Source organism: Akkermansia sp. KLE1798, from assembly GCF_001580195.1.
GTDB classification, from domain to species: domain Bacteria; phylum Verrucomicrobiota; class Verrucomicrobiia; order Verrucomicrobiales; family Akkermansiaceae; genus Akkermansia; species Akkermansia biwaensis.
In genome coordinates this window covers 332-27,062 of record NZ_KQ971091.1, presented here as the reverse complement: position 1 = coordinate 27,062, position 26,731 = coordinate 332, and the positions used below count along the sequence as shown (strand labels likewise).

Below are 26,731 nucleotides of genomic sequence, written 5' to 3'. Positions count from 1 at the left end.
CTCCGGGTAACCCGGGGCGGCCTTGTTGTTGGTAGGGAGATGGACTTAGTGGACTTAGTGGACTTAGTGGGCAGGAAGTGTTTTTCTCCGTTTGGTCCATTCCGTCCATAGTGTCCACTCTGTCCATTTAGCCCATTTCCCCCTAACCCCCCAATCAGCATTTTTCCTCCCTCTCCGCAAAAGGCGCCCCAAATTGTCTTTTATTACTTTTCCGCTACTGAGAGACTAAAAAAGCCGGAGAGCTTGCTTTAGACCCCTTTTTACGCGATTATGACGGGTTTTTGCAGGGGTACGCCCTACGCGCGCGCACGCGTTTCTTAGATTAGTCTTGCAAAAAATTAAGATCGGCGTAGTATATTTCAGTTATGTCCGAAGATACCAACGAGGTTGTTGAAACCACCGTTTCCACGACGGCGCAGCATGAATACGGCGCCGCGCAGATTGATAAATTGGAAGGCCTGGAGGCTGTGCGGAAGAGGCCCGGCATGTACATTGGGGACCCTGATGAGCGCGGCTTGCACCATTGCGTATTTGAAGTTCTGGATAACTCCATTGACGAGCACCTGGCCGGCTACTGCAGCAAGATTGACATTGTAATCCACGTGGACGGTTCCATTTCCATTGTGGACAACGGGCGCGGCATTCCGGTGGATATGCACCCCAAATTCGGCATTCCCGCCGTGGAACTGGTGCTGACCAATCTGCATGCGGGGGGCAAATTCGGCCAGGGAGCCTACAAATATTCCGGCGGTCTGCACGGGGTGGGCGCCAAGTGCGTGAATGCCCTGTCGGACTGGTTCAAGGCGGAAGTCCGCCGCGACGGCCAGCGCTACCAGATCAAGTTTGAACGCGGCAAGACGACAGAACCACTGCGCGTGGTGGGCGGCTGCTCCTGTGAAATAACGGGAACCACCATCACCTTCTTCCCGGACGCCACCATTTTCACGGATACTACGGAATTCAAGTTCGACCGCCTGACGACCCGCCTGCGCGAGCTTGCCTTCCTGAACCCCGGACTGGTCATTGAGCTCATCGACGAACGGGAGGCTCCCGTCCGCCGCGAGTCGTTTTACTACAAGGAAGGCATCGTGGAGTTCGTCCGCCAGCTCGGAATGAACAAGGATGTCATCAATGAAGAGCCTATTGCCATTTCCGGCGTCCGCAAGGTGGAAGTGGAATACGACGGCAAGAGGATGGACGACGACGTTCTGGTGGACGTGGTCTTCCAGTACAACAGCACGTATGAAACCAACATCCTCTGCTTTGCCAACTCCATCTACAACGGCGACGGCGGTACGCATCTTTCCGGCTTCCGGAGCGCCCTTACGCGCGTGATCAACGGCTATGCCAAATCCAACGGGCTGCTGAAGGAAAAAGACCCCTCCCTGAGCGGGGAGGACGTCCGGGAAGGCCTTGTGGCGGTCATCTCCGTCAAGATGCCCAATCCCCGCTTCTCCTCCCAGACGAAGGACAAGCTGGTGAACACGGAAATCGAAGGCGTGGTGAGCAACGTCGTGTACGAAGAGATCAAGACGTACTTCGAGGAAAATCCGGCGATGGCCAAGAAGATCATCGAAAAGAGCATCACGGCCGCCCGCGCGCGGGAAGCCGCCCGCAAGGCCCGTGAAACGGTGCGTAAAAGCGCCCTTTCCATCGGCGGCTTGCCCGGCAAGCTGGCGGACTGCTCCGACCGGGACCCCGCCAAGTGCGAACTCTTCATTGTGGAAGGTGACTCCGCCGGCGGTTCCGCCAAAATGGGCCGCGACCGCCGCACGCAGGCCATCCTGCCTCTGCGCGGCAAGGTGCTCAACGTGGAAAAGGCCCGGCTGGACAAAGCCCTGGGAAGCAAGGAAATCCAGAACATGATCACGGCCATCGGCGCCGGGATCGGGGAAGGGGATGACGAAGCCTCCTTCAAGCTGGACCGCGTGCGCTACCACAAAATCATCATCATGACTGACGCCGATGTGGACGGCGCCCACATCCGGACGCTGCTTCTTACCTTCTTCTGCCGCCACATGCCGCAATTGGTGCGCGCCGGGTATCTCTACATTGCCCAGGCTCCCCTCTACCGCATTATCCGCAAGAAAAAGGAGGAATACGTGCAGGATGACGTCGCCCTGAACCGCAAGCTCATTGAGCTGGCCGTCAACGACGTGACGCTGCGCATGGCGGACGGTTCCCGGACGTTCACTTCCGAGGAACTCTCCACCATCCTGGAAACGCTGGTCAACCTCCAGCGCTACACGGAATCCGTACAGACGCAGGGCGGTTCCTTCGGGGACCTGCTTACTCACCGCGAGCAGCACGGGGAATTCCCCGAATTCCTCGTCAAGATCCGTTGCGGCAATGAGGAGGAAATATGTTACTTCCACGATGCGGAAGCCCTGACGGCTTTCTCCGACGAGAACAGGGACCTCTTCATTTTCGGGATGCCTTCGGAAGAAGAACTCCTTGCCAATCCCGTTCCGGACCGGGAAGGCCCCAGCCGCCGTTCCATCACGCACGAACTGCATGAGGCCAAAGCCATCACCCGCACGCTGGTGCGGCTGGCGGAACTGGGCATACCCTCCAACATGCTCGTTTCCCTGGACAAGCCCCTGTTTGAACTGGTGGAAGGTGAAGGGGAAAAGGAACGGATCACCCCCCTCTTCTCCGTCATGGACATCCTGGAAACCGTCATCGGCATCGGCAAGCGCGGCGTGGAAATCACACGATTCAAGGGTCTCGGTGAAATGGACGCCAAGGACCTGTTCAAGACGACGATGGACCCGGAAAAGCGCGAGCTGCTCCGCGTCATCCTGAATGACGACAACGCCGTGAGGGCTGATGAAATGTTCACCATCCTGATGGGGGACGTCGTGGAACCCCGCAAAAACTACATTGTGGACCACGCCCTCAATGTCCGCAACCTTGACATCTAATCCCCATCCTTTTTCTCAGCACCATGGAAAACAATAGAATCAAACCGGTGGACGTAGCCAACGAGCTGTCCACCTCCTTCCTGGACTACTCCATGTCCGTCATCATCTCCCGCGCCCTGCCGGACGTGAGAGACGGCCTCAAGCCTTCCCAGCGGCGCATTCTCTACGCCATGAAGGAACTGAACCTCAGCCCGGGCGGGAAGACCCGCAAATGCTCCAAGATCGTGGGGGACACGATGGGTAACTACCACCCGCACGGGGATGCCGCCATTTACGGCACGCTGGTGAACATGGCGCAGGACTGGTCCATGCGGGACATCCTGGTCATCGGCCAGGGTAACTTCGGTACTCCGGACGGTGACCCGCCCGCCGCCGCCCGATACACGGAAGCCAAGCTCTCCGGCATGGGGGTGGCCCTGATGGCGGACCTGGACAAGGATACGGTGGACTTCGTTCCCACGTACGACAACGAGCATACGGAACCCACCGTCTTCCCTTCCGCCTTCCCGAACCTGCTGGTGAACGGCGGTACCGGGATTGCGGTGGGGATGGCCACCAACATGCCTCCGCACAACCTGGGGGAAGTGGTGGACGGCATCTGCGCCGTAATCGACTCCCCGCACATGACGGTGGATGAACTGCGCCAGTTCATCAAGGGTCCGGACTTCCCCACCGGGGGCGACATTCTGGGCTTCTCCGGCATTGACAACTACTTCCGCACCGGACGCGGTTCCGTGCGCATCCGCGGCAAGATCGACATTGAGCAGACGGATTCCGGCAAGGACCTGCTCATCATCCGCGAAGTGCCGTACGGCGTAAACCGCGCCGCCCTTCAGGAACGCATCGCGGAACTGTACAAGGACAAGATACTGACGGACATCTCCGGCATCCGCGACCTTTCCGACGAAAAAACCTGCATTGAAATCGAGCTCAAGCGGGACGCCCGTCCGCAGGTGGTCATGAACCAGCTCTACAAGCTCACGTCCATGGAGACCTCCTTCTCCGTGAACATGCTGGCGATTCACGACAACCGGCCCAAGACGCTCGCCATGTTGGACGCCATCAACTTCTACATTGAGCACCGGCGCGAGGTGGTCGTGCGCCGTACGCGCTACCTGCTGGGCGACGCCGAGAAGGACGCCGAACGGCTGGAAGCCTTCCTGCTGGCCCTGGGCCACATGGACGACTTCATCCGCATCATCCGCGACTCCAAAAACAGGGAGGAAGCCCGCGAACGCCTCCAGGCATATACCTTCACCACGCAAACGGCGGAAAGCCTCGGCATCCTGATCCGTTCCCAGCCCTCCGTGCAGGGGGACCGCTACATCTTCACGGAACGCCAGGTAAACTCCATCCTGGACCTGCGCCTGTACCAGTTGACGGCCCTGGAAAACGACAAAATCTCCGCGGACTACATGGAGCTCCTCGTCCGGATCAAGGACTATCTGGACATTCTGGCCAACGAATCCCGCGTGCTGGGCATCGTGAAGGACGAGCTGATGACCATCAAGGACAAATATGCCACGCCGCGCGTCACCCGCATCATCCCGTTCGCCGGGGACATGGCCATTGAAGACCTGATCCCGAACGACACGATGATCGTCACCATCACGCACAGCGGCTACATCAAACGCACCAACTCCGCGGAGTACCGCGTGCAGGCGCGCGGCGGCAAGGGCGTGAAAGCCGCCACCACGAAGGGGGCGAAAAAGGACACGGAAGCGGACTTCATCGAGCACCTGTTCGCCGCCCAGAACCACGACTACCTGATGTTCTTCACGAACACCGGGCGCGTGTACGTGGACCGCGTGTACGAAATTGACGAAGCCGCCCGCAGCGCGCAGGGCCGCAACATTAAAAACCTGCTGGACCTCCAGCCGGAAGAAGCCATTGCCGCCATTCTGCGTCTGGAACGCCGGGTGGATGAAAAGGGCAATGACATCACCTTCGCGGAGGACAGCGGCAACGTCGTCTTCGCCACAAAGGACGGCACGGTCAAAAAAACCAGCCTGAACGACTTTGTCAACTACCGCAAGGCGGGCATCATCGCCATCAACCTGGAAGAAGGCAACAGCCTGGTGAATGCGGAACTGACCACCGGGGAAAATGAAATTGTGCTCGTCACCCACGACGGCATGAGCATCCGCTTCCCGGAAAGCGACCTGCGCACGCAGGGCCGCAACACCATCGGTGTCCGCGGCATCCGTCCCCGTTCCGGGGACTATGTGGTGGCCCTCGCCATCGTGGACCCGCAGAAAACCCTGCTGGTGGCCTCTGAAAACGGGCTCGGCAAGCGCACCTCCTTTGACGAATACCGCACGCAGGGCCGCGGCGGCACCGGCATCAAGACCATGAACTGCACGGACAAGACCGGTAAGGTGGTATCCGCCACAGTCGTCTCCGATGAGGATGAACTCATGCTGATGACCACGGCGGGGCAGTCCGTCCGCATCAAGGTGGCGACCGTTCGTGAAACGGGCCGTGCCACCCAGGGCGTGAAGCTGATGACTCTGAATGACGGAGAGGCCATCCAGGACATCTCCATCGTCATTCCGGACGATGATGAAGAAGAGATGGAAGGGGCCGAAGCCGGGGAGAATGCCGCCGACTCCGCGGAAGAAGAACCCGCCGCTGAAGCGGAAGCCCCCGGAGAAGAATAAAACTCACAGGAACCCCGCTCCGGAATGCGCCGGAGCGGGGTTCTTCATCCATCCTTTTTATGGAAGAACCTCTTTCCCTGCAAAAATGTGCCGAACGTCTGGAACGGCGCGGATTCAGAAGCTTTGTGGTTCCTGGCCTGAAAGAAGCCGCAGACCTGATGCGCGGCCTGCTGCGGGAACTCAGCCCGGCGTCCGCCTCCTATGGGGATTCCATGACCTTGAAAGCCACAGGAATTCTTGATGAACTGAATGCCAGCCCGGATATTCAATTCTACGACGGTTTCGTTCCGGGCATGGACCGGGAGGAAAAATGGGAAATCCGCCGCCGCGGCATGACGGCGGACCTGTTCCTGACCGGAATCAACGCCGTCAGCATGAAGGGAACCCTGCACTGGGTGGACATGGTGGGCAACCGGGTGGCTCCAGTCGCCTTCGGTCCCCGGAACGTCATCCTGCTGGCGGGTGCCAACAAGCTGGTGGCTACGCCGGAAGAGGCGCGCGAACGCATCCGCCGCATTGCCCCGCTGAACGCCAGGCGCCATGAGGACTTCAAAACTCCCTGCATGTACACGGGAACCTGTGCGGACTGCAACTCTCCGGACCGCCTGTGCAACATCCACATGTCCATCGTTAAATGCTTCCCCAAGGGAAGAATTGCCGTCATCCTGATGGAGGAATCCGGGGGGCTTTGAACCGTTCTGCCATGTCCCCTCAATCCCGGATAGAAATCATGGCTCCGGCGGGTTCGTTCGAATCCCTGGCCGCTGCACTTCAGGGCGGCGCGGACTCCGTGTACTTCGGCGTAGGAAAGCTGAACATGCGTTCCCGCGCCACGGCAAACTTTGCGGAGGAAGACCTGCCGGAAATCGTGGCCCGCTGCCATGAGGCGGGGGCAAAAGCCTACCTGACGCTGAACATCATCGTGTATGATGAGGAACTGGAGGCGGTGCGGAATCTGTGTGCCGTCGCTAAAGCCGCCGGAGTGGACGCCGTCATTGCTTCCGATCTGGCGGTGATCACCCACGCGCATTCCATCGGGCTGGAGGTGCACATGTCCGTGCAGGCCAACGTCTGCAACATGGCTTCCGTCAGATTTTACGCGCAGTATGCGGATGTGGTCGTGCTGGCCCGGGAACTGACGCTGGCGCAGATCAGGCGTATCATTGACGGCATACGAGATGAAGGAATCCGCGGACCTTCCGGAGATCTTCTCCGGGTGGAAATCTTTGCGCACGGCGCCTTGTGCGTGGCCGTATCCGGCAAATGCCACATGAGCCTGGCGGCTTACAATTCTTCCGCCAACCGCGGAGCCTGTTTCCAGAACTGCCGCCGTGCCTACCGCGTGACGGATGAGGAAACGGGCAACGAACTGGTGATTGACAACAAATACGTGATGTCCCCAAGGGACCTCTGTACCGTCCAGGTGCTGGACCAGATTCTGGATGCCGGAGTCTCCGTCCTGAAGCTGGAAGGCCGGGGGCGTTCCTCCGACTACGTGCGGACGGTGACCTCCGTGTACCGGGAAGCGGCCCGCGCGTGCCTGGAGGGAACCTTCTTTCCGGCCAGGGCGGATGCGTGGATGGAGCGGCTGGAATCCGTCTTCAACCGGGGATTCTGGAAAGGCGGTTACTATCTGGGTGTAAAATGGGGGGAATGGAGCGGCTCTGCGAACAGCCGCGCCGCCCTGCTGAAAATCCACATTGCCAGGGTCGGCAACTTCTACCGGAAAAACGGGGTGGCGGAAATCTGCCTGGAGGCGGGTGCGCTCTCTGCGGGCCAGACCATTCTCATTGCCGGCCCCACGACGGGAGCCGTCCGCGTGGAGGTAAAGGCCATGCGGAAGGAAACGGAAGAAGGCATGGTCCCCGTGGAATCCGCCGGAAAAGGGGAAACCGTGTACATCGTGGTCCCCGAACAGGTCCGCCGCCGGGATAAAGTCTATCTGCTCCGCCCCCGTAGGCTGGAAGACGCCTGATACACGGCCATGATCGGGAAATCCCGACCGGCTTCCTGCTGTGCCGTAATACGGATGCGGGCATGGCGGAATAAGGCCTTTGGCGACTCCTTTTGAATCCCTTTTCAGGGAAGAAATGTCCGTTTTCAACTGTTGCATTGTTGCAATTCGGACGGACTGCGGCGATTGTACGTCCCTTTGGATGGAAGCGTCTGAAAGCGGGCAGATCAGGAAGGCGATGTCGATGATGATTCTTGTCCGGGTTGCTAATCCTCTGTAATTGCGTGTTTATTTTATTGAGGCGCATTAAAGGTAAAACGGCGTCCTGGAGAGAAATATAATTCCAGGTGAAGGAAAAAAGAGGTGCTGTTCGTAGTATGTAAAACTGTGTGCCATGTTTGACTATTGTTCCATTCTCCGTCTTTCCTTCCTGGGCTGTGCCGTGATGTGCTCCGGCGTGCTCCAGGCTGCTGGCTTGCAGCCGTGGCTGCGGGATTTGTCCGGAATTCCTCTTCCTGAATCTGGGAAGGACGGGAATGAATGGATGAAAAAATTATGGACCCGTACGGCGGATTATGTGGTGTCTGTTCCCGAGCTGGAAGCCGCCGATGACTGCGGGGATGCCATGGTGATGCTGGCTCCGGTATTCCGGGCGTGGCCGGATCCGGAAGCGGCGGGGGCAAGCCTGGCTAAAATTCTTTCCCTTCCCGTGGAGCAGGCGGGTCCCCTCTCTTCATGGAATGACCTGATGAAGCATGAAGACGCCATTTTGAAGCAAATCCGCTTCCTCAGACTGAAAAAGCTGGCTGCCCGTTATGATACGGAAGCCATCCGCCGTGCCGTTGCCCGCAACCGGGAAAAATATGGAGAACGATATCCGGATGCCGACAAATTCCTGGCGCGGCTGGATGCCTGGGAAAAAAAGCTGGGGCCTCTCCAGCCGTGGATTGAAAAGGCAGGGCGCGATCAGGAGGATATCCTGAGGGAACTGGTGGAATTGCGCAAAAAGGCTCTGATCGACTCCCTGCCGGAGCAGGATTCCGTCAGGGAATGGGTGGCGGTGCGGCGGTTCAACCCGTCCGGCGCAAGCACCTTCAACCATGACCGCCCGGCCAACTGGCAGGGCATCAGCAGCATGCCCGGGCCCGGGCGCGTGTACCGCAGCGGCATCATGAAATTCAGCGGCACGTCTTCCTCTTCCCCGGCGGCCCGCCTTTTGGAGGACGACCGCTGGATGGGGCATCTGGAACTGGATTTTTCCGGGGAACGGCTCATGTTTACGGGCAACTGCTTCGGAAAAAAGGAACAGCGGCCCTGGGACGTTTTTGAACTGGATTTGAAGACGGGCGGGAAGGAAAACCTGACCGCCCACATGCCTGCGGATACGGACAGTTACAACTCCTGCTATTTGCCGGACGGGCGGATCATTTTCATCAACACGTCCGGCATGCAGGGGGTGCCCTGCGTATCCGGTCATGACTATGTGGGCAATATCCATTTGTATGACCGGGAGAAAAAGACGACGCGGCGGCTCACCTTCGACCAGGACAACAACTGGTTTCCGACGATGCTCCCGGACGGCCGCGTGATGTTCCTGCGCTGGGAATACACGGAAAGCGCCCATTACTTCAGCCGCATCCTGATGCACATGAACCCGGACGGCAGCGACCAGAAGGAATACTACGGCTCCAACTCCTACTGGCCCAACAGCCTGTTCAATGCGCGGCCCCTGCCGGGCAGGCCCGGCATGTTTGCCGGCATTGTCAGCGGCCATCACGGCGTGCGGAGGCTGGGGGAACTCGTTCTCTTCAACGTGAACCGGGGACGGACGGCTACCGCGGGTGCGGTGCAGAAAATTCCGGGCTACGGAAAGCCCGTGGAAAACGTCACCAAGGACAGGCTGGTGGATGAACTGGATACGCCCTATTTTGCGGAGCCGTACCCGTTGAATGCGGAATCCTTCCTGGCCGTTTCCACTCCGTCCGGCAATGGGGGAGTGAGCAACGTGGTCTGGTGCGACGTGTACGACAACATCGTTCCCCTGACGGCATCCTCCTACTTCATTTATGCCGACCCTGCCCCCTTGAGGCCACGGCAAAAGCCACCCGTGCTGCACGACCGCGTGAAGCCGGACGGCAAAACGGCTACGGTGTATATTTCCGACGTGTACCGCGGCCGCGCCATGGAGGGCGTGCCCAGAGGTGAAGCCAAATCTTTGCGCGTATTCATGTCGGAATACAGCCCGCGGGACACGGGCAGCCACTACGCCATGGGCATGGAAAGCAACTGGGACCTGAAGGTGCTGTATGGAACGGTGCCCGTGAATCCGGACGGGTCCGCCATCTTCACGGCTCCCGCCAACCAGCCTCTGACCCTTCAGGTGCTGGACGGGCAGGGCCGCGCGCTGGCCCTGATGCGGAGCTGGTTCACCGCCATGCCGGGAGAAACCCTGAGCTGCATCGGCTGTCACGAGCAGCAGAACGCCGCGCCTCCGGCCAGGCCGGTCATGGCTTCCCGGCAGAAACCTGCGGAAATTGTCCCGTGGTATGGGCCGGCCCGCACGTTTTCCTTTGTCAATGAGGTGCAGCCGGTGCTGGACCGCCATTGCATCCGCTGCCATTCCGCAGAAAGCAAAAGCAGGGAAGGAGTTCCGGATTTCATGACTCTGGAGGCCGTCAAGGGCGCTCCGGCGCCGGGGTCCGTGGCCTATTGGAACCTGCATCCCTACGTGCGCCGCAACGGACCGGAAGGGAACTATCTGGGACTGGCCCCCACGGAATTTGCCGCGGATACGTCAGAACTCTACCAGTTGCTCAAAAAAGGGCATCATCATGTGGTCATGCCTGAGGAAGACTGGAACCGCCTGGTGACCTGGATGGACATGAACGCTCCCTATCTGGGCGAATGGCCCGGAGAACGCAATGAAAACCTGCTGAAGCGCCGCTATGACCTGCACAGGATGTTCTCCGGAGTGGAACGGAACTACGTGACCATGAAGGATTCCCGTTTCCGCAGGGATGCCGGGGCGAACGTGTCCCATAGCGGACGCTCCGTTCCTTCGCTCCGCGGGGAAAACATACCCGTTCCGTCCCCGCAGAATGAAACGCTGGCGCTGGATTTGGGGAACGGCGTCAGCATGGCGTTCCGCCGCATTCCGGCGGGAGAATTCAAGATGGGAAGCGAGCTGGAAACCCCCGCGGAAAAACCCGTTGCCAGGGTGCGGATGGAAAAGCCGTTCTGGATGGGGGAAGCGGAAGTGACCCTGGAGCAATACCGCCAATTTGACCCGGAATACCTCAACGGCTGGTACGACATGCACTACAAGGACCAGGTCAGGCCCGGGTACGACATGGACGCCAATCCGCAATTCCCGGTCATCCGGGTGCCGTGGACGAAAGCCATGGAATTCTGTCGCTGGCTTTCCGCAAAAACCGGTAAAAAGGTGAGTCTGCCCACGGAAGCGCAGTGGGAATATGCCGCGCGGGGCGGGACGGAGACGGACTTCTTCTTCGGCGGCCGCGATTCCGATTTTTCCTCCTATGCCAATCTGGGAGACGTGACGCTGAAGGAACTGGCCGTGTCCGGCGTGGACCCCAAGCCGATCAGAAACCCCAACCGTTTCTGGGACTTCGTGCCCAGGGATGAAAAATTCAATGACGGAACGCTGCACCTGGCTCCCGTGAAAAGCTACAGGCCGAACGGTTACGGACTGTACGACATGATCGGAAATGCCGCTGAATGGACCCGTTCGGAATACAGACCTTATCCGTGGAACGGGAAGGACGGCCGCAACGATACCGTGGACTCCCGCGTTCCCCGCACCGTGCGCGGCGGCTCCTGGTATGACCGCCCCAGACGGGCCACGTCCTCCTGGCGCTGGGGATATCCCGGCTGGCGTCCCGTGTACAACGTGGGCTTCCGTGTGATTATTGAAGACTGATTGACTGCCATGAAGATGAAACATATGCTTCCCTCTTTTCTTGCCGCAGCCTGCTGCCTGCTGGCCCTTGTCTCATGCAGGCAGGAACCGGACTCCGGGGCCGGTCCCGTGGCTCCGGTGGATGTCAAGGTTTATGGCAAACTGGCCGCCATTCTGGGGCATGAGAGCAAAAAGCTGGAACTGGTGGACCCCGGTTCGGGGAAAGTGGTGAAAAGCATCCGCCTGTCCGGGAAGCCCAACGGCATGGCAATTGACGGAAATACCGCCTATGTGGCGGAAGGTGGCCCCGGAGGCGTGGTGGAAGTGGTCGCTCTGGACACGGGAACCGTGAAGGGAGCCTTCCCGGCGGGGCATACGCCCATGTCTCCGGTGGTGCGCAATGGTAAATTGTATGTGGCCGCCAGATTCGATTCCAAAATTGTGGAAATGGACGCTTCTTCCGGAAAAGTGCTGAATTCCTGGCCTGCCTCCCGTGAACCGGTGGCCCTGGCCGTCTCCCCGGACGGAAAGAAAATATGGGCGGCCAACCATTTGCCCGCAGGCGCGGCGGACGGGGACTTCACTGCGGCGGCGCTGACCCTGATTGAGAACGGGAAGGCGGTTCATTTCCCCCTGGCCAACGGAACGCAGGGCGTGCGGGGCATGGCCGTCAGCCCGGACGGCCGCTACCTGGCCGTGGCGCACGTGCTGAGCCGCTACCAGGTGCCGACGACGCAGCTGGACCGGGGCTGGATGAACACGAATGCCGTGACCATCATGGACACGGCATGTCCGGACAGGCCGCATCCCGTCCTGCTGGACGATCCGGACGCGGGGGCCGCCAATCCGTGGGGCGTGCTCTTTTCCCCGGACGGAAGCCGCCTGCTCGTCACGCATGCCGGCACGCATGAACTCTCCGTCATTGATTTTCCCGCGTTGCTGGCGCGCATGAAGAAGGAGGACCGGACAGGGAACCCCGTGTCCGAAAGGCTGGGATTCCTGCACGACATCCGCACCCGCGTCCGCCTGCCCTTGAACGGTCCCCGCACCCTGGCTTCCGACGGGGAAAACGTTTATGTAACGGGATATTTCTCCGATACGCTGGCGCAGGTGCCGCTCAAGGCGGACGCCGTCCCCCGGAACATTCCCTTGAACGCGGAATACCGTCCTTCCAGGGAACGGCTGGGTGAACAGTACTTCAACGACGCCTCCCATTGCTTCCAGGGGTGGCAGAGCTGCGCCACCTGCCACCCGGACGCCCGTGTGGACGGATTGAACTGGGACCTGCTGAACGACGGCATGGGCAATCCGAAAAACACGCGCACCATGTTCCTCTCCCACCGGACAAGCCCCGTGATGAGCCTGGGCGTGCGTGCGTCTGCGGAAGTGGCCGTTACGGCGGGTTTCGTGCACATCCAGTTCATGGAACCGGATGGAGACCTGGCCGCGTGCGTCAATGAATACCTGAAAAACATGAAGGAGGTGCCCAGCCCGTTTTTGATGGCCGGCCATCCTTCCCGCCCTCAGACGAAGGAAACCGGATGCGCCCAGTGCCACGCGCCCGGCGTGGAGCGCGGGTCTCTCACGGAATCCGCGCGCCGGGGTAGGGAAATTTTCAAGACGGCCGGGTGCGTCCAATGCCATCCCCATCCGTATTTCACGACCAAGGAGCTGGTGGCTGCGGGAACGGCGAAAGGACTGGATGAAGGCAGGAAAATCCTGGTTCCTTCTCTGGTGGAAGTCTGGCGCACCGCGCCCTATCTGCATGACGGCCGCGCGAAAACCCTTCGGGAAGCCGTCACGGTGCACAACCGGGGAGATATCCGCGGAAAAACGAGCAGTCTGAACGACAGGGAACTGGAAGACCTGGTCAACTACGTACAATCCCTTTAAAGGGGGAGAAAGGAAAGGCATGGCTGGAAAACTACGGGAAATATCCGTCTGGGACGATGGAACCGGAGCGGCGGAACGTTTCTTCTGCATGACGGCGGAACCGGGCGGAAGCTTTGAGGAAGAACTGCATTCCCTGATGGATAGGTATCGTGAATCGGGTGGGGACGGCGGAGACGAGTTCCTGCTGCGCTTCCATGTCAGCGATCCTGCGCGGCAGTCGGAACTGCTGCGCCGTGTGGTGAAAGGACGCCGTTCCTATGTTTCCATTGTAGGGCAGCCCCCGGCAAACGGTTCCCGCGTGGCGTTGGAGGCATGGCATCTGGGCGGCATGCTGGGAAAAAGCAAGGAGGAAATGGAAGAAGGAACGGTACTGGTGGCGCGGAGGAAGCATTACCGCCTGTTTCTGGCAGGCAGGCGCACGGCTGCCGTGTGCGGCAGCCACGGCCAGATGCAGGAGGAATTCCGCTGGCTGGACCGTGTGGCCGCCGCGCAGGGAGGAACCGTTCCGGCTCTGGTTCACCGCACCTGGATTTACTGCCGGGACATTGACAACAACTATCGGGGGCTGGTGGAAGGCCGCAATGAGAGCTTTGACCGTTACGGGCTGAGCCCGGAGAGCCATTACATCGCCAGCACCGGCATTGAGGGCTGTACGGAAATGCCGGGGCGCCTGCTGCACATGGACAGCCTGGGCATTGCCGGGCTGAAGCCGGGGCAGGTCAGGTACATGGAAGCTCCGGACTACCTTTCTCCCACGCACCTGTACCGGGTGGCTTTTGAACGCGGCGCCCGCATCGTGTACGGCGACCGCTCCCATTACTTCATCTCCGGCACGGCCAGCATTGATGCGGCGGGGAACATTGTTCATCCCGGAAATGTGGCGCGCCAGACGCTGCGTACTCTGGAAAACATGCGTGCGCTGATGGAACGGAGCGGCGGAAGCCTTTCCGACTTGAAGCAGGCCGTCGTGTATTTGCGGGACTGGGCGGACCGGGATGTGGTCGAGTGGGCGCTGATGGATTCTCCGCTGGCGCAGGTGCCGCACTTGTTGTTGAAGGCTCCGGTGTGCCGTCCGGGCTGGCTGGTGGAAATAGACGGCATCGCCGTCAATGGGGCGGGAGATTCTTCTTTTGCTCCCTTGTGAACGGGAGCCGTTTTCCGCGTCTGCCGAAATTCAGACCTGTCCCTTTCTTCCTAAAAAATCGACTTTTGGCGTGCGTCCTGCCGGTCATTCCATCAGGAACGCCGGGTTTTTCCTGAATACCTCATCCCGTCAAGGGCGCATTTTCTTTTTTCTGCCCGCTCCCTTGTACAGGAATTCCGTTTTGGGTTCACGTCCAACGGTACGGTCGATCAGATCGGGAATCTCCTTGTCGGAATATCCGGCCAGTTTGATATATTTCCTTACCTGGGCCGCATTCCCCGGAAAATATTCTACCAGTAAATTTAAAAATGTTTTTTCCACGGAATCCGTGCGCATTTTGGCGGCATTGTTGCGCAAATCCTGGATGCTGATTCTATTGTGAATCAGAATGGAATTGGCATTGGCCTGGTCCATGTCGATTTTCCGGTCACGGTAAAGCAGCCTGTTTTTTTCTTCCTCTTCCTGCCGCTGCCGTTTTTGTTTTTCTCCCAGGTCCGGATCATAACTTTGTTTGATGCTGTGAAGAATCCTGGCGGTATAAAGCGCATACAGGGCGGAAATTTTCTCTCGTGAGATGGGCAGTACGGCTGCAAGCCGGCCTGTATCCTGGGTGGCCATATACCGGACCGCGCTTGTCTTGACATCGTAATCCAAGGTTTTGTCCTCTCTCCAGGAAGCTGAAGCTTCCGGAGAGGCGTCCATGGGGAAAAGGGGCGCCGCCGCAATGTAATAAAAGGTCCACAAGTCGTTTTGAACTTGCTCCGTGTTTTTGTCCTGAATCCTGCCATTCTCTTTCAATAGTTTTTTTGATCTTTTATAAAACTCTTCCAGCCTGCCCTGGTCCAAAAGGTCCTTGAGTCCGGAGGCGGTATATTCCGAATGTTTCATAAAATCGGGATAAGGCGGTTTTTCTACGTTTGGATTCAATACTGCCGGAGCACCCTGAATGGAAGAAAGGGGCGACAGGCCGCAGAATAAACAGGCAAGGAGGCTTTTCATAAGAATTTGGTCAGGGTTTCCGGTTTTCTCTTTGGAGTATAATATTGCGTTTTGATAGCTGTGCGTTGAACGCCGCGTCCGAATTTGGTAATTTTGATGGTTACTCCTTCTTCATTGGGGGCTGACCATGTAAACAGGAAACGCTGGTGCTGCGTGGTGACGTCCAGAAGCGGTTCAGACATGCGGCTGGTGCTGAATTTGCTGACCCATGTCCACTCCTGGGGCAGATTCTTGCACTGGCTCATGGGTTTGGGAGAGCCGATATTGTCGATAAATACATTCCGGTTATTGACATTGCTCCAGATGGGCAGGGGCTTGTGCTCGCTTCCCATTTCGGGAAGAGGGTCGGGAATGTTTTTTAAATGTGTTTCCAGCATTTCCACGTTGTGAAAACTCACATCCGTGGGGTGGAGAGTGATTTCAAGCTTGGCAGAGCATCCCGTTTCCGTGGGGAAAGCTTCGAAATTCCATTCATCATATCCTCTTTCCCCCGTCTTTGGATTTTTGGCATGCTGGGCAGTAACCTTTTGATGGCCATCAATATCGACTTCCGGAAGAACGACTGTAAATTCTTTTTCTTTAACCGTATTGCGTTCGGTCGTTGCCTGGACGACCACTTTTCCTCCTTGAACGGAATAAGGGCTGAGCTTGAGTTTGACGGGGTTGCCCATTTCTTCATCCAGCTCTCCAAGATTTTCTCCTTTCAGAATGGTCCATTTGATCTTTTGAGTATTTCCGATGAGGGAATCTTTCCCTGTTAAAAGAAGGTCCACGGATTCTCCTATGCCCAGCCTGGTCCGCTTCCTGTCGTCCTCTTCACTTCTCGGAGCTTCTTTCCCCTCTTCTCTTGCAATATGAATATCGGCTGATAATTCATCCGTCGTTGATTCGATTTGGAGGGCTCCCGTGTCTTCTTCCTCTGCCTGGATGGGAGGCAGAGCGGCTAATCCAATCAGATACACGGTCCATTTCAGGGAAAGGAACGAACTGGTCATGGGATGGAAAACTCTCTAATAAAGCTTCATTAAAGACTTTTTTCTTCATTGTCTATAAATATTTTTTACAAAATATGGATTAATTTTCGATCTAACAGATATCTTATATAATTAAAAAATTGATGGTAAATAAAAAATACTGGAAATATCTTTTATATTGGGTAATTGCTGAATAAAAGGAAATGGCCGATTTCGCTTGTTATCCCCCAGAAGGACGACTACCGTATCTTTGCATGACGTACCGCCTCAATACAGACCGCCTGGTACTTTTTTCCGTGCTGTTGTGGGGTCTAGTCCCCCCGGGACTTTTTGCATGGGGGAGCAATCCGCCTACTCCCGATAATGTGAGGTGGCTGGACCAGTTTTGTTCCAGTTATGTGGAATTCCTGACCATGGGAGGAATTCTCGGAATCATCATCGGTTTTGTGTGTGCCGCTCTGATCTGGCTGGTGCACCGGCTCACTTGGGCGCGGAGTGTCAAGATAGCCGTCCTGTTTCTGCTGTCCGCCGTGATCCTGATCCTGTACGGCGGCTCCCTGTCTTTTGCGCTGTTTTATTTGCCCCTCGCCCTGATCAACCCTGCCGTGTACTGTTTCAGTGTGAGCAAGGCGGAATGACCGGGAAGAGGGGGCGCATTGGCCGCCCAGATTTTTCGGCATGCCTGCCGCCGGAAGAATAAGGTGGAATTAATTTTTAGTTGACAGTCAATGGAATAGGTTGTTATTCCATAAAGGATAACTTGCTATTCCCTATGAACAGGCTCTTTTTCGGCATTGCCGGCAGATTCATTTCCTTTTCTTCATTCCGTCATGGATGGCCATGTGTTGTTATGGCTGCATTGCTGCTCTCGGCAGGCTGGGCGCAGGGGGAAACGTGCATGCAGCTCACGCCGTCGGGCTGGAAGGAGAGGGAGGATAGAAAGGAAGATTACTTGTTGACGGGGCTGAAGGAAAAAATAGGAACCTTCCCATTGCTGAACGGAGGAATGTGGAAGCCGGAGGACATCGTTCCTCCGGAAGGGAACGTGGCATGCGGAGACAAATTTCTTCTGCCTGAGTCGGAGGTAGGGCGGGAACGCTGGATATTGATGGACCGGGAAGGAAATGAATGCGCCCATTTGAATGTGTATTTGTTTGAGTCGGAAAGGATGGCGAGAAAAGAATTTATTCTTAAGCGTGAATCGTTCTCCCAGCTGGGAGATCTTGTTGTCTGGGGAAAGGAGCATGTCTGGAATGTGGAAGTGGACGAGGCTTTTCAAACGGTAACATTAAAGAAGGATAAAACCGGGGAAGCGTGGATGATGGCGGATCGTGAGTGGGAGATATTTGAACGGGTGAACAAGCCTTTTCAGTGTGATCTTCCCGACGTTCCGGCTTTGAAAAAGGAAGACATCCATGTTTCCGCCTTTCCCTTTCGCTTGAGGAACCTGTTTATGGTTCCCAATGTGGAGAACGGATCTGTAACAAGCTGGAAGCTCATCAACCGGGAGGGATATGAAACGGCAAACGTTGAAATTTTTCTTGGAAGTTCTCCCGGTTATTTGCGCACATATCTCAGGACTAATTACCAAGTGAACTGTTCCAGGGTAATGGACAAATCCTGGATGATGGACAGGACGGCGGAAGGCGGAATTTGGTGCATGTATTATACCCAGTTTTATCATCAGTCCGTTTTCCTCGCCTTGCGGGGCAATCTGGCTCTTATGCTGGATACCGTCAGCGACGGAGAGCAACTCAGATTCCACGTGGAGGATGTCCAGGAATTGTTCCGCTTGCTGCTGGGAGAAAAAAAGTATGAGGTTCCGGGCGAGGATCTGAAACTGGCCCTGGAAAAAGGCAGGCAGCGGGACGCCATCCGCAGAAAGGAGATGTATCAAGAGGGGAGGGAGCCACGTCCGCGGAGCAGTTTTTCCGGTACTTCCGCCGAATCCGATTGACCGATTTTTCACGTATCAGTGCATGGGAAAAATGAAGATGGTGATCATTGAGGTGCTGGCGGCTGCGTGTGTTTTTGCCTCCCACGGGCATGAAGCATTTGTGAGGTTGAATCCTGGACCGGAAAAAGAGACTGTTCCCTCGTTTAGCGAGCAGATTGAATGGCTGCTGGATTACGAATACCATTGGAAAGAACTGGAATCCGTCAGGGAATCATTTCGTTTCAAAACGCCTGAAGGAGCGTCTGTAGAACGGAAAAATATTGTCGCGTTGAAAGAACCTCTGATGCTCAATGGAAAAATTATGATGAGCCGTTTGAATGGAGAAAGCGATCTTTCCTGGAGCTTGATTGATGAAGAGGGCAATGACTGTGGAGGGGTAGCACTTTTCTGGACTTCTTCCAGGGTTCATCTCCAGCGTCTTCTAGTCATCCTGGCCGATCGCTGGCCTGCCGATTCTACAGGTTCTCTGAATGGCTTCCACGAAAAGTTGGAGGAGAAAGGATTGTGGTGCTTATATCGTCTGGAGGGAGAAAAAAAGCTTCAATTTAAATGTTCCATGCAAGGCAATCTGGGGTTGGTCTTCTATTGGAACAGAGAGGATGAAAGCAGGAAAAAGTTTGATGAAAAAGATGCGCGGGAGCTGTTTCGCCTGTTAAGAGGAGAGGCGGAATTCCAGCCTCCGGGAGACAAGCTTCAGCCGGCTTTGGAAAAGCGCAGCCAAAGGCTGAAAAAGCTTGCTATTGAATTGGAGAAAAAACGGGAAGCTGAACGCAGGGAAAGTGAGAAGCAAAAAAAGATGGAAAAAGAAATTCGGGAAAGGGGAACATGGAAGAAGGAAGTTTGTTGTGGAATGTCTTCCCCTTGTCACCCGGTAGGGGCGGATGATGTTTCCCGGGGGTTGGCGGGACTGTTAGGCATCGCGAAACATGGAACGGAGGATTGACAATTTCCTGCGCGTATGAAGGCAAAATCACCGTGCTATGCCGGACGGCTGGAGAGGAACATTTTTCCGTATGCAGGGAACCGTTCCGCAAGCGCGATGCAGCCTCATGGGAAAGGGTGTTACGGCTCCACCATCTGTTTTTTGATGGAATAACGCTCAGTGATCGCTTTTGCCTTGTCTTGCGGCAGGCGCTGGAAAAGGCGGAAATGCTGTTCAGTTGGAGCGGCATTGTTCTTCCTTCCAGAAGGATATTCCGGAGGAAGGATGGGGAATAATCCGGCGGGAGGGGACACCTCTTTTTGGTGAGGCTTATTTGTGTTTCCTGTGGCGGATGTCCGTGGCTTCCTTCAGGAAGACGACGGCGGCGGCGATGGTTTTGGCGATGTCTCCGATGCGCTCAATGGAGCGGATGATGAAGAGCAGGTTGACGTTGAGGGACGGTTGTCCGGCTTCCGCCGGAGTAACGAGGCCGCCCAGGGCCTTGCGGTGGGCCTTGTCCAGCTTCTTGTCGCGCAGGCGCACTTCCCGCGCCGTTTCCATGTCCTGCGTTTTCAGGCTTTCCACGGCGTCCCGGAATTCGGAGACGGCCATGTTCAGCAGGGGGAGGACGATGTCCGGGGCAAGGGATTCCTGCCGCTTGATGGAAGCTTTGGCATGCCGGGCGATGTTGGCGACTTCCTCCGCGCATTCGCGGAGCTTGTCCGTACAGCGGGAGAGGGAGAGGACCAGGCGCAGGTCGGAGCCGAGGGGGTGGAACTGGATGAGTACGGCGGAGCAGAGAGAAAGAAGCTGGCGCGTTTCTTCATCCAGCAGTTCATTGTCCGCAATGATGCCGTTGGCTCCGTTCATGTCCGCATCCGAGATGACCTGTTCCAGTACGGCCATATGTTCCAGCAGGCTTTCGCAGACGCAGTTGACGCGTGTCTGGATGTTGTTCAGGGCCAGATCGTAGTGGGGGAGGATGTGGTTGCCGGGATGTGGTGTCATGATGGTGGAAGAAGGAGTGAGGGTTGCCGGGATCAGCTGAAACGGCCCGTGATGTAGGCTTCCGTTTCCTTTTCCCCGGGATTGGTGAAGATTTGAGACGTTTGCCCGTATTCGACGAGGCGGCCCATGTACATGAAGGCGGTGTTGTCCGCGATGCGGGTGGCCTGCTGCATGTTGTGGGTGACGATGACGATGGTGAGGTCTTTTTTCAGGTCTTCCATCAGGTCTTCGATTTTCAGCGTAGCGATGGGGTCCAGGGCGGCGCAGGGTTCGTCCATCAGCAGGATCTGCGGACGGTTGGCAATGGCGCGCGCGATGCACAGGCGCTGCTGCTGGCCGCCGGAAAGGCCGTAGGCGCTTTCATGCAGCTTGTCCTTCACTTCGTCCCACAGGGCGGCTCCTTTCAGGCTGCGCTCCACCGTTTCATCCAGTTCCGCGCGGCTGTTGCGCCCCGCCACGCGGAGGGGGAAGACGATGTTTTCATAAATGCTTTTGGGGAACGGGTTGTATTTCTGGAAGACCATGCCCACCCGCTTGCGCAGGGAGATGACTTCCACGCGCGGGTCGTACAGGCTGGTGCCGTCTATGCGGATATCCCCTTCATGGCGCACTTCCGGGATCAGGTCGTTCATGCGGTTGATGTTGCGGAGCAGGGTGGATTTCCCGCAGCCGGAAGGGCCGATGAGGGCCGTCACCTTGTTGGATTCAAAGGTCATGCCGATGTTGAAGAGGACCTGCTTGTCTCCGTAATGGAAGCAGAAGTCCTCTACCTCGATGATGGGATCGTCGTCTGCGGCGGATGGTTCAGTCATGGGATGTGGAAATAAGGGGTGGAATGCGGCGCTTCCGCGTCAGAAACTGGACGCCGCGTATTTTTTGCGCAGGCGGTTGCGGATGAGGATGGCCGTGAGGTTCATGACCACCACGAGCAGAATGAGCAGCAGGGTAGTGGCGAAGACCATGGGCTGCGCGGCGTCCGAGTCGGGGGACTGGAAGCCTACGTCGTAGATATGGAAGCCCAGGTGCATGAATTTGCGTTCCAAGTGGATGAAGGGCCCTTCTCCGTCAATGGGCAGGGACGGGGCCAGCTTGACCACGCCCGTGACCATCAGGGGGGCCACTTCCCCCGCGCCGCGGGCCATCGCCAGGATCAGCCCGGTCATGACGCCCGGAAGGGCGCTGGGAAGGATGATGCGCTTGATCATCTGCCATTTGGAGGCCCCGCAGGCCAGGGCCGCCTCCCGCAGGCCGCGCGGCACGGCGGAAAGCGCTTCCTCCGTGGAGACGATCACGACGGGCAGCGTCATCAAGGCCAGCGTGAGGGAGGCCCACAGGATGCCGGAGGTGCCGAAGGTGGGCGTGTTGTCCACGGCCAGTTTTTTCCAGTAGAAGAGTTCATCAATCGTGCCGCCCAGGTAGTACACGAAGAAGCCCAGGCCGAAGACGCCGAAAACGATGGAGGGCACGCCCGCCAGATTGTTCACGCAGATGCGGACGGCCTGCACCAGCGTTCCCTGTTTGGCGTATTCCCGCAGGTAGATGGCGCCGATGACGCCTACCGGGGTGACCAGGGCGCTCATGAGCAGGGTCATGATGAAGGTGCCGAAGATGGCGGGGAAAATGCCGCCTTCCGTGTTGGCCTCCCGCGGATCATCCACAATGAAATGGTACAGGTTGTGGAGGAAGACGCCGCATTTGCCGAAGAAGCCCAGGTCGTTCGGAAGGTAGCCGTACACGGCCTTGTCCAGGCTGATCTCCTTCCTTTCCCCGTCTCCCAGGGAATAGACGAGCGTGTCGCGGCCCTGCTGCGCCCGGAGTTTGCCTGCTTCCGCCGTGTATTGTTCGTATTCGGCATTGAGCCGGGCTACTTTTTCATTGAGTTTGGCCAGTTCTTCCACAGGGTTGTCCACATCCCTAACGACGGGATTCTGTTTGAGCGCGGCGGTCCTGGTTCCGTTTTCCTCCCGGATGTCGTAGGAGCGTTCAATGGCCTTGATGTCCAGCCGCGCATCCGCCAGTCTGGTGTTGACGGTTCCTATTTTTCCGGTATCTATGGCCTTTATTTCCTCCCTCAGTTCCGCTTCATGGTCCAGAGCGCGGCGGAAGGCTTTCATGAATTCGGGGGATGAGGCCGGAATGGTTTCTCCGGAGGCCAGCTTGAGTTCCAGCGGCTTCACCAGGGCCTTTCCCCCTTCCATGCGTTCCAGGCAGAGAAGCCCCTGGGGCGTGGAGGAGGCGGAGATGTTGTGCACGTCCACATAACGGTAGGATTGCCCGTAGGTTTCCTTGCTGCCGGTGAAGAGCTGGTATTCCCGGATATTCCTCGCCGTGGAGCCGGGCTGCGTGGGGTCCGCCGGAACGTGGCGCGTCTGGTCCTTGGTGATGCTGGCGTACAGGGTGGACGGTTTTTCCCCCTCTGCGGCGGGGGATAGGGTCAGTTCATGGATTGTCTTGGGCCAGAAAGCCTCCATGCCGTTGACAAGGATGATGCCCAGCAGGCCGAAAATCATGATGAGACCCACAGAGATGCCTATGGAGGTGATCCAGATGTTGGCTTCTCCCAGGGGGCGTCTGGGAGCGGGAGGGAGAGTGAAATCCGGTTTCATGGAAAAGAAAGGATAGAGAGAAGGAGGACAGGGTCAGACGACATTGAAGCGTTTGCGGAGGCGCTGGCGCACGATTTCCGCCAGCGTGTTCAGGATGAACGTCATGGAGAACAGGATGAGGCCGCCGAGGAAGAGGACACGGTAGTGGGTGGAGTCCTGCGCCGCCTCCGGCAGTTCCGTGGCGATATTGGCGGAGAGGGTGCGCATGCCGTTGAAAATGTTCCAGTCCATGATGGGGGTGTTGCCTGTGGCCATCAGAACGATCATGGTTTCCCCCACGGCGCGCCCCAGCCCGATCATCAGGGCGGAGAAGATGCCTGCGGAGGCTACGGGGAGCACCACCGTCCGGACGATTTGCCAGCGGCTGGCGCCCAGCGCTTCGGACGCGGCGATGAGGGAGGGGGGAACGTTGCTCAGGGCGTCCTCGGAAATGGTGAAGATGACGGGAATCACCGCAAAGCCCATCACGAACCCGACGACGAGGGAGTTGCGCTGTTCATAGGGCATGCCGAATCCGTTGCGCCACAGGTCCGCAAAGCTGGCCGCCTGGAAGTCTCCCGCCCCCCACAAGCTCATGATGCCGCGGGTGAGGCTGATAAAGGGCTGTTCCAGCCAGTAGCCCAGATACTTCCAGCAGAACCAGGCGCAAAGAAGAATGACGGGCGTCATGACGATGTATTCCAGGCCGTTGCTGAATTTGTTCCTCCATGCCACCGGACGCGTGGTCCAGAACCAGGCGATGAGGGCGGCCAGGGACGGAATGAGAATGGCCATGCAGACCAGGGCCGGCACCTTGTCCTCCATCCTGGGGGCCAGGTAAAGCGCCCCGAAGAAGCCCAGCACCACGGAGGGCAGGGAGGCCATGATTTCCATCACGGGCTTCACCACCCTTTTGACGGAAGGCGGCATGAAGTGGGCCGTGTAAACGGCCGCCATGACCGCCACGGGCACGGCGAAGACGAGGGCGTACAGGGTGCCTTTCAGCGTGCCGAAGACCAGGGGCATCAGGGAGAGCTTGGATTCATAGTCGTCCGTGCCGCCTACGGACTGCCACAGCCATTTGGGGGAGTCGTACCCCTCGTACCAGATTTTGCCGACCAGTGCTTTGGAACCCGCTTCCGGGTGCCTGTCCCTGATGGAGAAGAAGTGGACGCGGCCTTGGCCGTCCGTAGCCAGCATGGAGTTGAGTTCCGCGTTGGCCGCCAGTTGAACCGGGGAAAAATCCAGCCGGTCGCTTTCCCAGCGGATGTCCGCCGTGGTGCCGTAACACAGGCGCAGGGCGTGCGGCGAGGAGACGAGGAAGGAGCGGTTGATGCCGGAGGCGGCGTAATGCTGCACGGGGCCGTTCAAGGGGGGAAACTTCTTGGTTTCGCCAAAGAGCCGCAGGGCGGTGCCGTCTGCCTGCGGGTGGGGGTACAGGCTGAAGATTTTCAGGCTCCCCCTGTCGCCGCCCAGCACCAGGGACATGTCCCCGAAGAGCCAGTTGACGGTGGTCATCCTTTCTCCGTCGCCCAGGGGAGAAGGAATGGTCTGGCGCTTTTCCCAGGTTTCCGAATCTTCGTCGTAGGCGAAGTAAAGCAGCTTGTCCGTATCCGTGGCGACGATGAGGCTGTCTCCCGAGTTGCCGGGGAGCATGGCGACGGGTTTGCCGTCCAGACGGTCCGTCAGGTCGTGGAATCCGGCGGGGACAAATTCCCCTTCATGGAGAAGGGATCGGGATTCTTCCAATGTCATCAGCAGGAGGCGCGGCCCCTGGTCGGTTTCATTGATTGTGGAAAATATTTTGCGTTCTCCCGCGTCTGCATAAGCCACGCCGGATATTCTGCCGGGAACATCGCCGGTTTCCGTCATGGGGTGGAGCGGGCTGGTTTCCGTTCCGGCCTTGGCGGGGCCGTGGGCGTTCGCCTGGCCGTGGATATTGAGGCCGGAATGAACGGAAATGATGCCCACCTTGCCGGATTCCGTGGCGACGGGGTAGGCTGACAGGAAGGAATTGTAGGAGTGGGCACAGACGGTTTCATTGTCCGGCAGGGCCACAGGTACGGGTTTCAGATTGCCGGAGGCCTTGTCCAGAAAGAAAATGTCCCTGCCGTTGCTGTAAACGAAGGGCTGTGTGCCGGAGGGGTCCAGCCCCCACGTTCCCGCGGCCTGGGCGGCGGGAGCGAGGCTCTGCCCTTCCTTCACCTCTGCACCTTGAAAGAGGGGAATGGTAACGGCCAAAAGGAAAAAGAGGATGCCGAAAACGGCAACGATGACGGTAAAACCTCCGCCGATGATGGTCTTGGTCATGATGCGGTCAAACCACAGCGTGGTTTTCGCCACTTGAAAGCGTTCGGGAACGGGTTTGGGCTTTCTGGAAGGGGACGGAGAAGGGGAAGATGGGCTCATGACGGTAGGCGAACGGAGAGAGTGGAGCAGGACCCGGCCCGGAGGCCCGCAGCCCTGCTCCGGCATGCGTTTTCAGGGAGATTGTTTATTCAAGGCTCTTGAGGACATCCGCGCTGACTTTGGCGGGGATGGGATAGTATCCGTCCTTGGTCACGATTTCCTGTCCGTCCTTGGAGACGATGAACTTGATGAATTCTTTGGTCAGGGTGTCCAGGGGCTCGCCGGGCTTCTTGTTGACGTAAATCAGCAGGTAGCGGGAGAGCGGGTATTTGCCGTTGATGCAGTTGTCGTAAGACGGCTGAACCGCTACCTGGCCGCCCTTTTCAGCGATGGAAAGAGTCTTGACGCCGGAGGTGACGTATCCGATGCCGGAGTAGCCGATGCCCTGCACGTCGGAACTGATGCCCTGCACCACGGCGGAGGAACCGGGCTGTTCCTTCACGGAGTTTTTGTAGTCTCCCTTCTTGAGGGCGATTTCCTTTACGAATCCGTTCGTGCCGGAGGCGCTGTTACGGCCATAGATGGAAATAGCCTTTCCTTTCATGGAGGGAACGCCCGCATCGCCCCAGTCGGTAATGTTGGAGCCGCCGCGCTTGAAAGTGGAGGAGAAGATGGAGTCGACCTGCGTCAGGGAAAGGGCTTGAATGGGATTGTTCTTGTTGACGAAGAAAGCCACGGCGTCCAGGGCTACCTTGATTTCCGTTGGCTTGTAGCCATACTTGGCTTCAAAGGCCGCGATTTCTTCCCGCTTCATGGCGCGGCTCATGGGGGCCAGCTGTGCGGTGCCTGCCGTCAGGGCGGGCGGAGCCGTGGAGGAACCTTTTCCTTCAACGCCGATTTTGACGCTGGGGTACTTTTTGCTGAATCCTTCCGCCCAAAGGGTCATCAGGTTGTTCAGTGTATCGGAACCGACGGCGCTCAGGTTGCCGGAAACGCCGCTGATGGGCACATACGGCTTGATGCTGCTGTCAACGGTTACTTGATCTGCTGCCATGCTCAGAGAGTTGAGTACGGCTGCGATTGTCAGGATTTTGGCGACAAATTTCATGGCGTCTTTTCTGTTGTGTTGCGTCTCCCTCCGGGGCGGTGTTCAGTACCGCTGGCGGCGGGCGACGTGGATGTGATATCCTTTCCACCCCCCTGTGAGGAAGTGAATCCTGGTTAAGAAATCGTCACAATCTGCGGTGTTCCCCCGCATACAAAAAACCGCCGACTTCCGCGGGAGGGAAGGCGGCGGCTGTCAATGATTGCCGAATGCTGAAAGGGCAGAGGCCGGTATAAAAGGGGAAGAAAGGAAGCTCCTGGACTGAAAGTTCTTCAAGCCATGTTTAAATCATACTTCTTCAGGGGAGAGCCAGCGGAAGGAAACAATGTTGAACCGGC

The 26,731-nt window shown here is 57.8% G+C and carries 18 protein-coding genes; 10 read left to right on the top strand and 8 right to left on the bottom strand.

Features of this window, described 5'->3' with window-relative positions:
• The first annotated feature begins 365 nt into the window (after positions 1–365).
• The 7 genes from gyrB (at position 366) to HMPREF3039_RS10265 (ending at position 14,494) form a co-directional block, all read left to right on the top strand.
• Positions 366–2,924 (top strand): DNA topoisomerase (ATP-hydrolyzing) subunit B, encoded by a 2,559-nt coding sequence (gene gyrB, locus HMPREF3039_RS10295; protein ID WP_067569858.1) that lies wholly within the window; start codon positions 366–368, stop codon positions 2,922–2,924.
• A gap of 23 nt (positions 2,925–2,947) precedes the next feature.
• On the top strand, positions 2,948–5,584 hold the full coding sequence (gene gyrA, locus HMPREF3039_RS10290; RefSeq protein WP_067569856.1) for a DNA gyrase subunit A: 2,637 nt from the start codon (positions 2,948–2,950) through the stop codon (positions 5,582–5,584).
• 59 nt (positions 5,585–5,643) lie between these two features.
• Entirely contained in the window at positions 5,644–6,276 is a 633-nt protein-coding gene (locus HMPREF3039_RS10285) for a lactate utilization protein (protein WP_067569854.1), read from the top strand.
• Between the two features lie 11 nt (positions 6,277–6,287).
• Positions 6,288–7,559 carry a peptidase U32 family protein gene (locus HMPREF3039_RS10280; protein WP_067569860.1) on the top strand — a complete coding sequence of 424 codons (1,272 nt, stop codon included), beginning with the start codon at positions 6,288–6,290 and terminating at the stop codon, positions 7,557–7,559.
• A 373-nt stretch (positions 7,560–7,932) separates the two neighbouring features.
• Complete coding sequence (locus HMPREF3039_RS10275) at positions 7,933–11,478, top strand: SUMF1/EgtB/PvdO family nonheme iron enzyme (RefSeq protein ID WP_067569852.1); 3,546 nt, start codon at positions 7,933–7,935, stop codon at positions 11,476–11,478.
• A 9-nt stretch (positions 11,479–11,487) separates the two neighbouring features.
• Positions 11,488–13,350, top strand: coding sequence for a hypothetical protein (locus HMPREF3039_RS10270; RefSeq protein ID WP_067569850.1), 1,863 nt, complete (start codon positions 11,488–11,490; stop codon positions 13,348–13,350).
• A gap of 19 nt (positions 13,351–13,369) precedes the next feature.
• On the top strand, positions 13,370–14,494 hold the full coding sequence (locus HMPREF3039_RS10265) for a Rid family hydrolase (protein WP_067569848.1): 1,125 nt from the start codon (positions 13,370–13,372) through the stop codon (positions 14,492–14,494).
• 129 nt (positions 14,495–14,623) lie between these two features.
• Here HMPREF3039_RS10265 and HMPREF3039_RS10260 read toward each other — a convergent pair whose 3' ends face one another.
• Together HMPREF3039_RS10260 and HMPREF3039_RS10255 are read right to left on the bottom strand one after the other, a co-directional pair.
• A complete protein-coding gene (locus HMPREF3039_RS10260) occupies positions 14,624–15,382 on the bottom strand; it encodes a hypothetical protein (protein WP_147549412.1) in 759 nt (252 codons plus the stop codon).
• A 107-nt stretch (positions 15,383–15,489) separates the two neighbouring features.
• Positions 15,490–16,488, bottom strand: a complete 999-nt coding sequence (locus tag HMPREF3039_RS10255; protein WP_067569844.1) for a hypothetical protein — start codon at positions 16,486–16,488, stop codon at positions 15,490–15,492.
• Positions 16,489–16,721: 233 nt separating this feature from the next.
• Here HMPREF3039_RS10255 and HMPREF3039_RS10250 point away from each other — a divergent pair, with 233 nt between their 5' ends.
• The 3 genes from HMPREF3039_RS10250 to HMPREF3039_RS10240 all read left to right on the top strand — a co-directional run bounded on the left by HMPREF3039_RS10250 (position 16,722) and on the right by HMPREF3039_RS10240 (position 19,367).
• Positions 16,722–17,105, top strand: coding sequence for a hypothetical protein (locus tag HMPREF3039_RS10250; RefSeq protein WP_067981770.1), 384 nt, complete (start codon positions 16,722–16,724; stop codon positions 17,103–17,105).
• Positions 17,106–17,317: 212 nt separating this feature from the next.
• Entirely contained in the window at positions 17,318–18,424 is a 1,107-nt protein-coding gene (locus tag HMPREF3039_RS10245) for a hypothetical protein (RefSeq protein WP_067569840.1), read from the top strand.
• A gap of 37 nt (positions 18,425–18,461) precedes the next feature.
• Positions 18,462–19,367, top strand: coding sequence for a hypothetical protein (locus HMPREF3039_RS10240; protein WP_231863910.1), 906 nt, complete (start codon positions 18,462–18,464; stop codon positions 19,365–19,367).
• Positions 19,368–19,486: 119 nt separating this feature from the next.
• Here HMPREF3039_RS10240 and HMPREF3039_RS13875 read toward each other — a convergent pair whose 3' ends face one another.
• From HMPREF3039_RS13875 to HMPREF3039_RS10215, 6 genes are all read right to left on the bottom strand, one after another.
• Positions 19,487–19,660, bottom strand: coding sequence for a hypothetical protein (locus HMPREF3039_RS13875; RefSeq protein ID WP_156469844.1), 174 nt, complete (start codon positions 19,658–19,660; stop codon positions 19,487–19,489).
• Between the two features lie 16 nt (positions 19,661–19,676).
• A complete protein-coding gene (locus HMPREF3039_RS10235) occupies positions 19,677–20,354 on the bottom strand; it encodes a phosphate signaling complex PhoU family protein (protein ID WP_067569836.1) in 678 nt (225 codons plus the stop codon).
• Positions 20,355–20,386: 32 nt separating this feature from the next.
• The gene (gene pstB / locus HMPREF3039_RS10230; protein WP_067569834.1) at positions 20,387–21,166 is read right to left on the bottom strand and encodes a phosphate ABC transporter ATP-binding protein PstB; all 780 of its coding nucleotides are present in this window, start codon (positions 21,164–21,166) and stop codon (positions 20,387–20,389) included.
• A 39-nt stretch (positions 21,167–21,205) separates the two neighbouring features.
• Positions 21,206–22,960 carry a phosphate ABC transporter permease PstA gene (gene pstA, locus HMPREF3039_RS10225; RefSeq protein ID WP_067569832.1) on the bottom strand — a complete coding sequence of 585 codons (1,755 nt, stop codon included), beginning with the start codon at positions 22,958–22,960 and terminating at the stop codon, positions 21,206–21,208.
• 33 nt (positions 22,961–22,993) lie between these two features.
• Positions 22,994–25,348: an ABC transporter permease subunit gene (locus HMPREF3039_RS10220; RefSeq protein ID WP_167506688.1), complete on the bottom strand. Its 2,355-nt coding sequence runs from the start codon at positions 25,346–25,348 to the stop codon at positions 22,994–22,996.
• 85 nt (positions 25,349–25,433) lie between these two features.
• On the bottom strand, positions 25,434–26,396 hold the full coding sequence (locus HMPREF3039_RS10215; RefSeq protein ID WP_067569828.1) for a PstS family phosphate ABC transporter substrate-binding protein: 963 nt from the start codon (positions 26,394–26,396) through the stop codon (positions 25,434–25,436).
• Between the last annotated feature and the right edge of the window lie 335 nt (positions 26,397–26,731).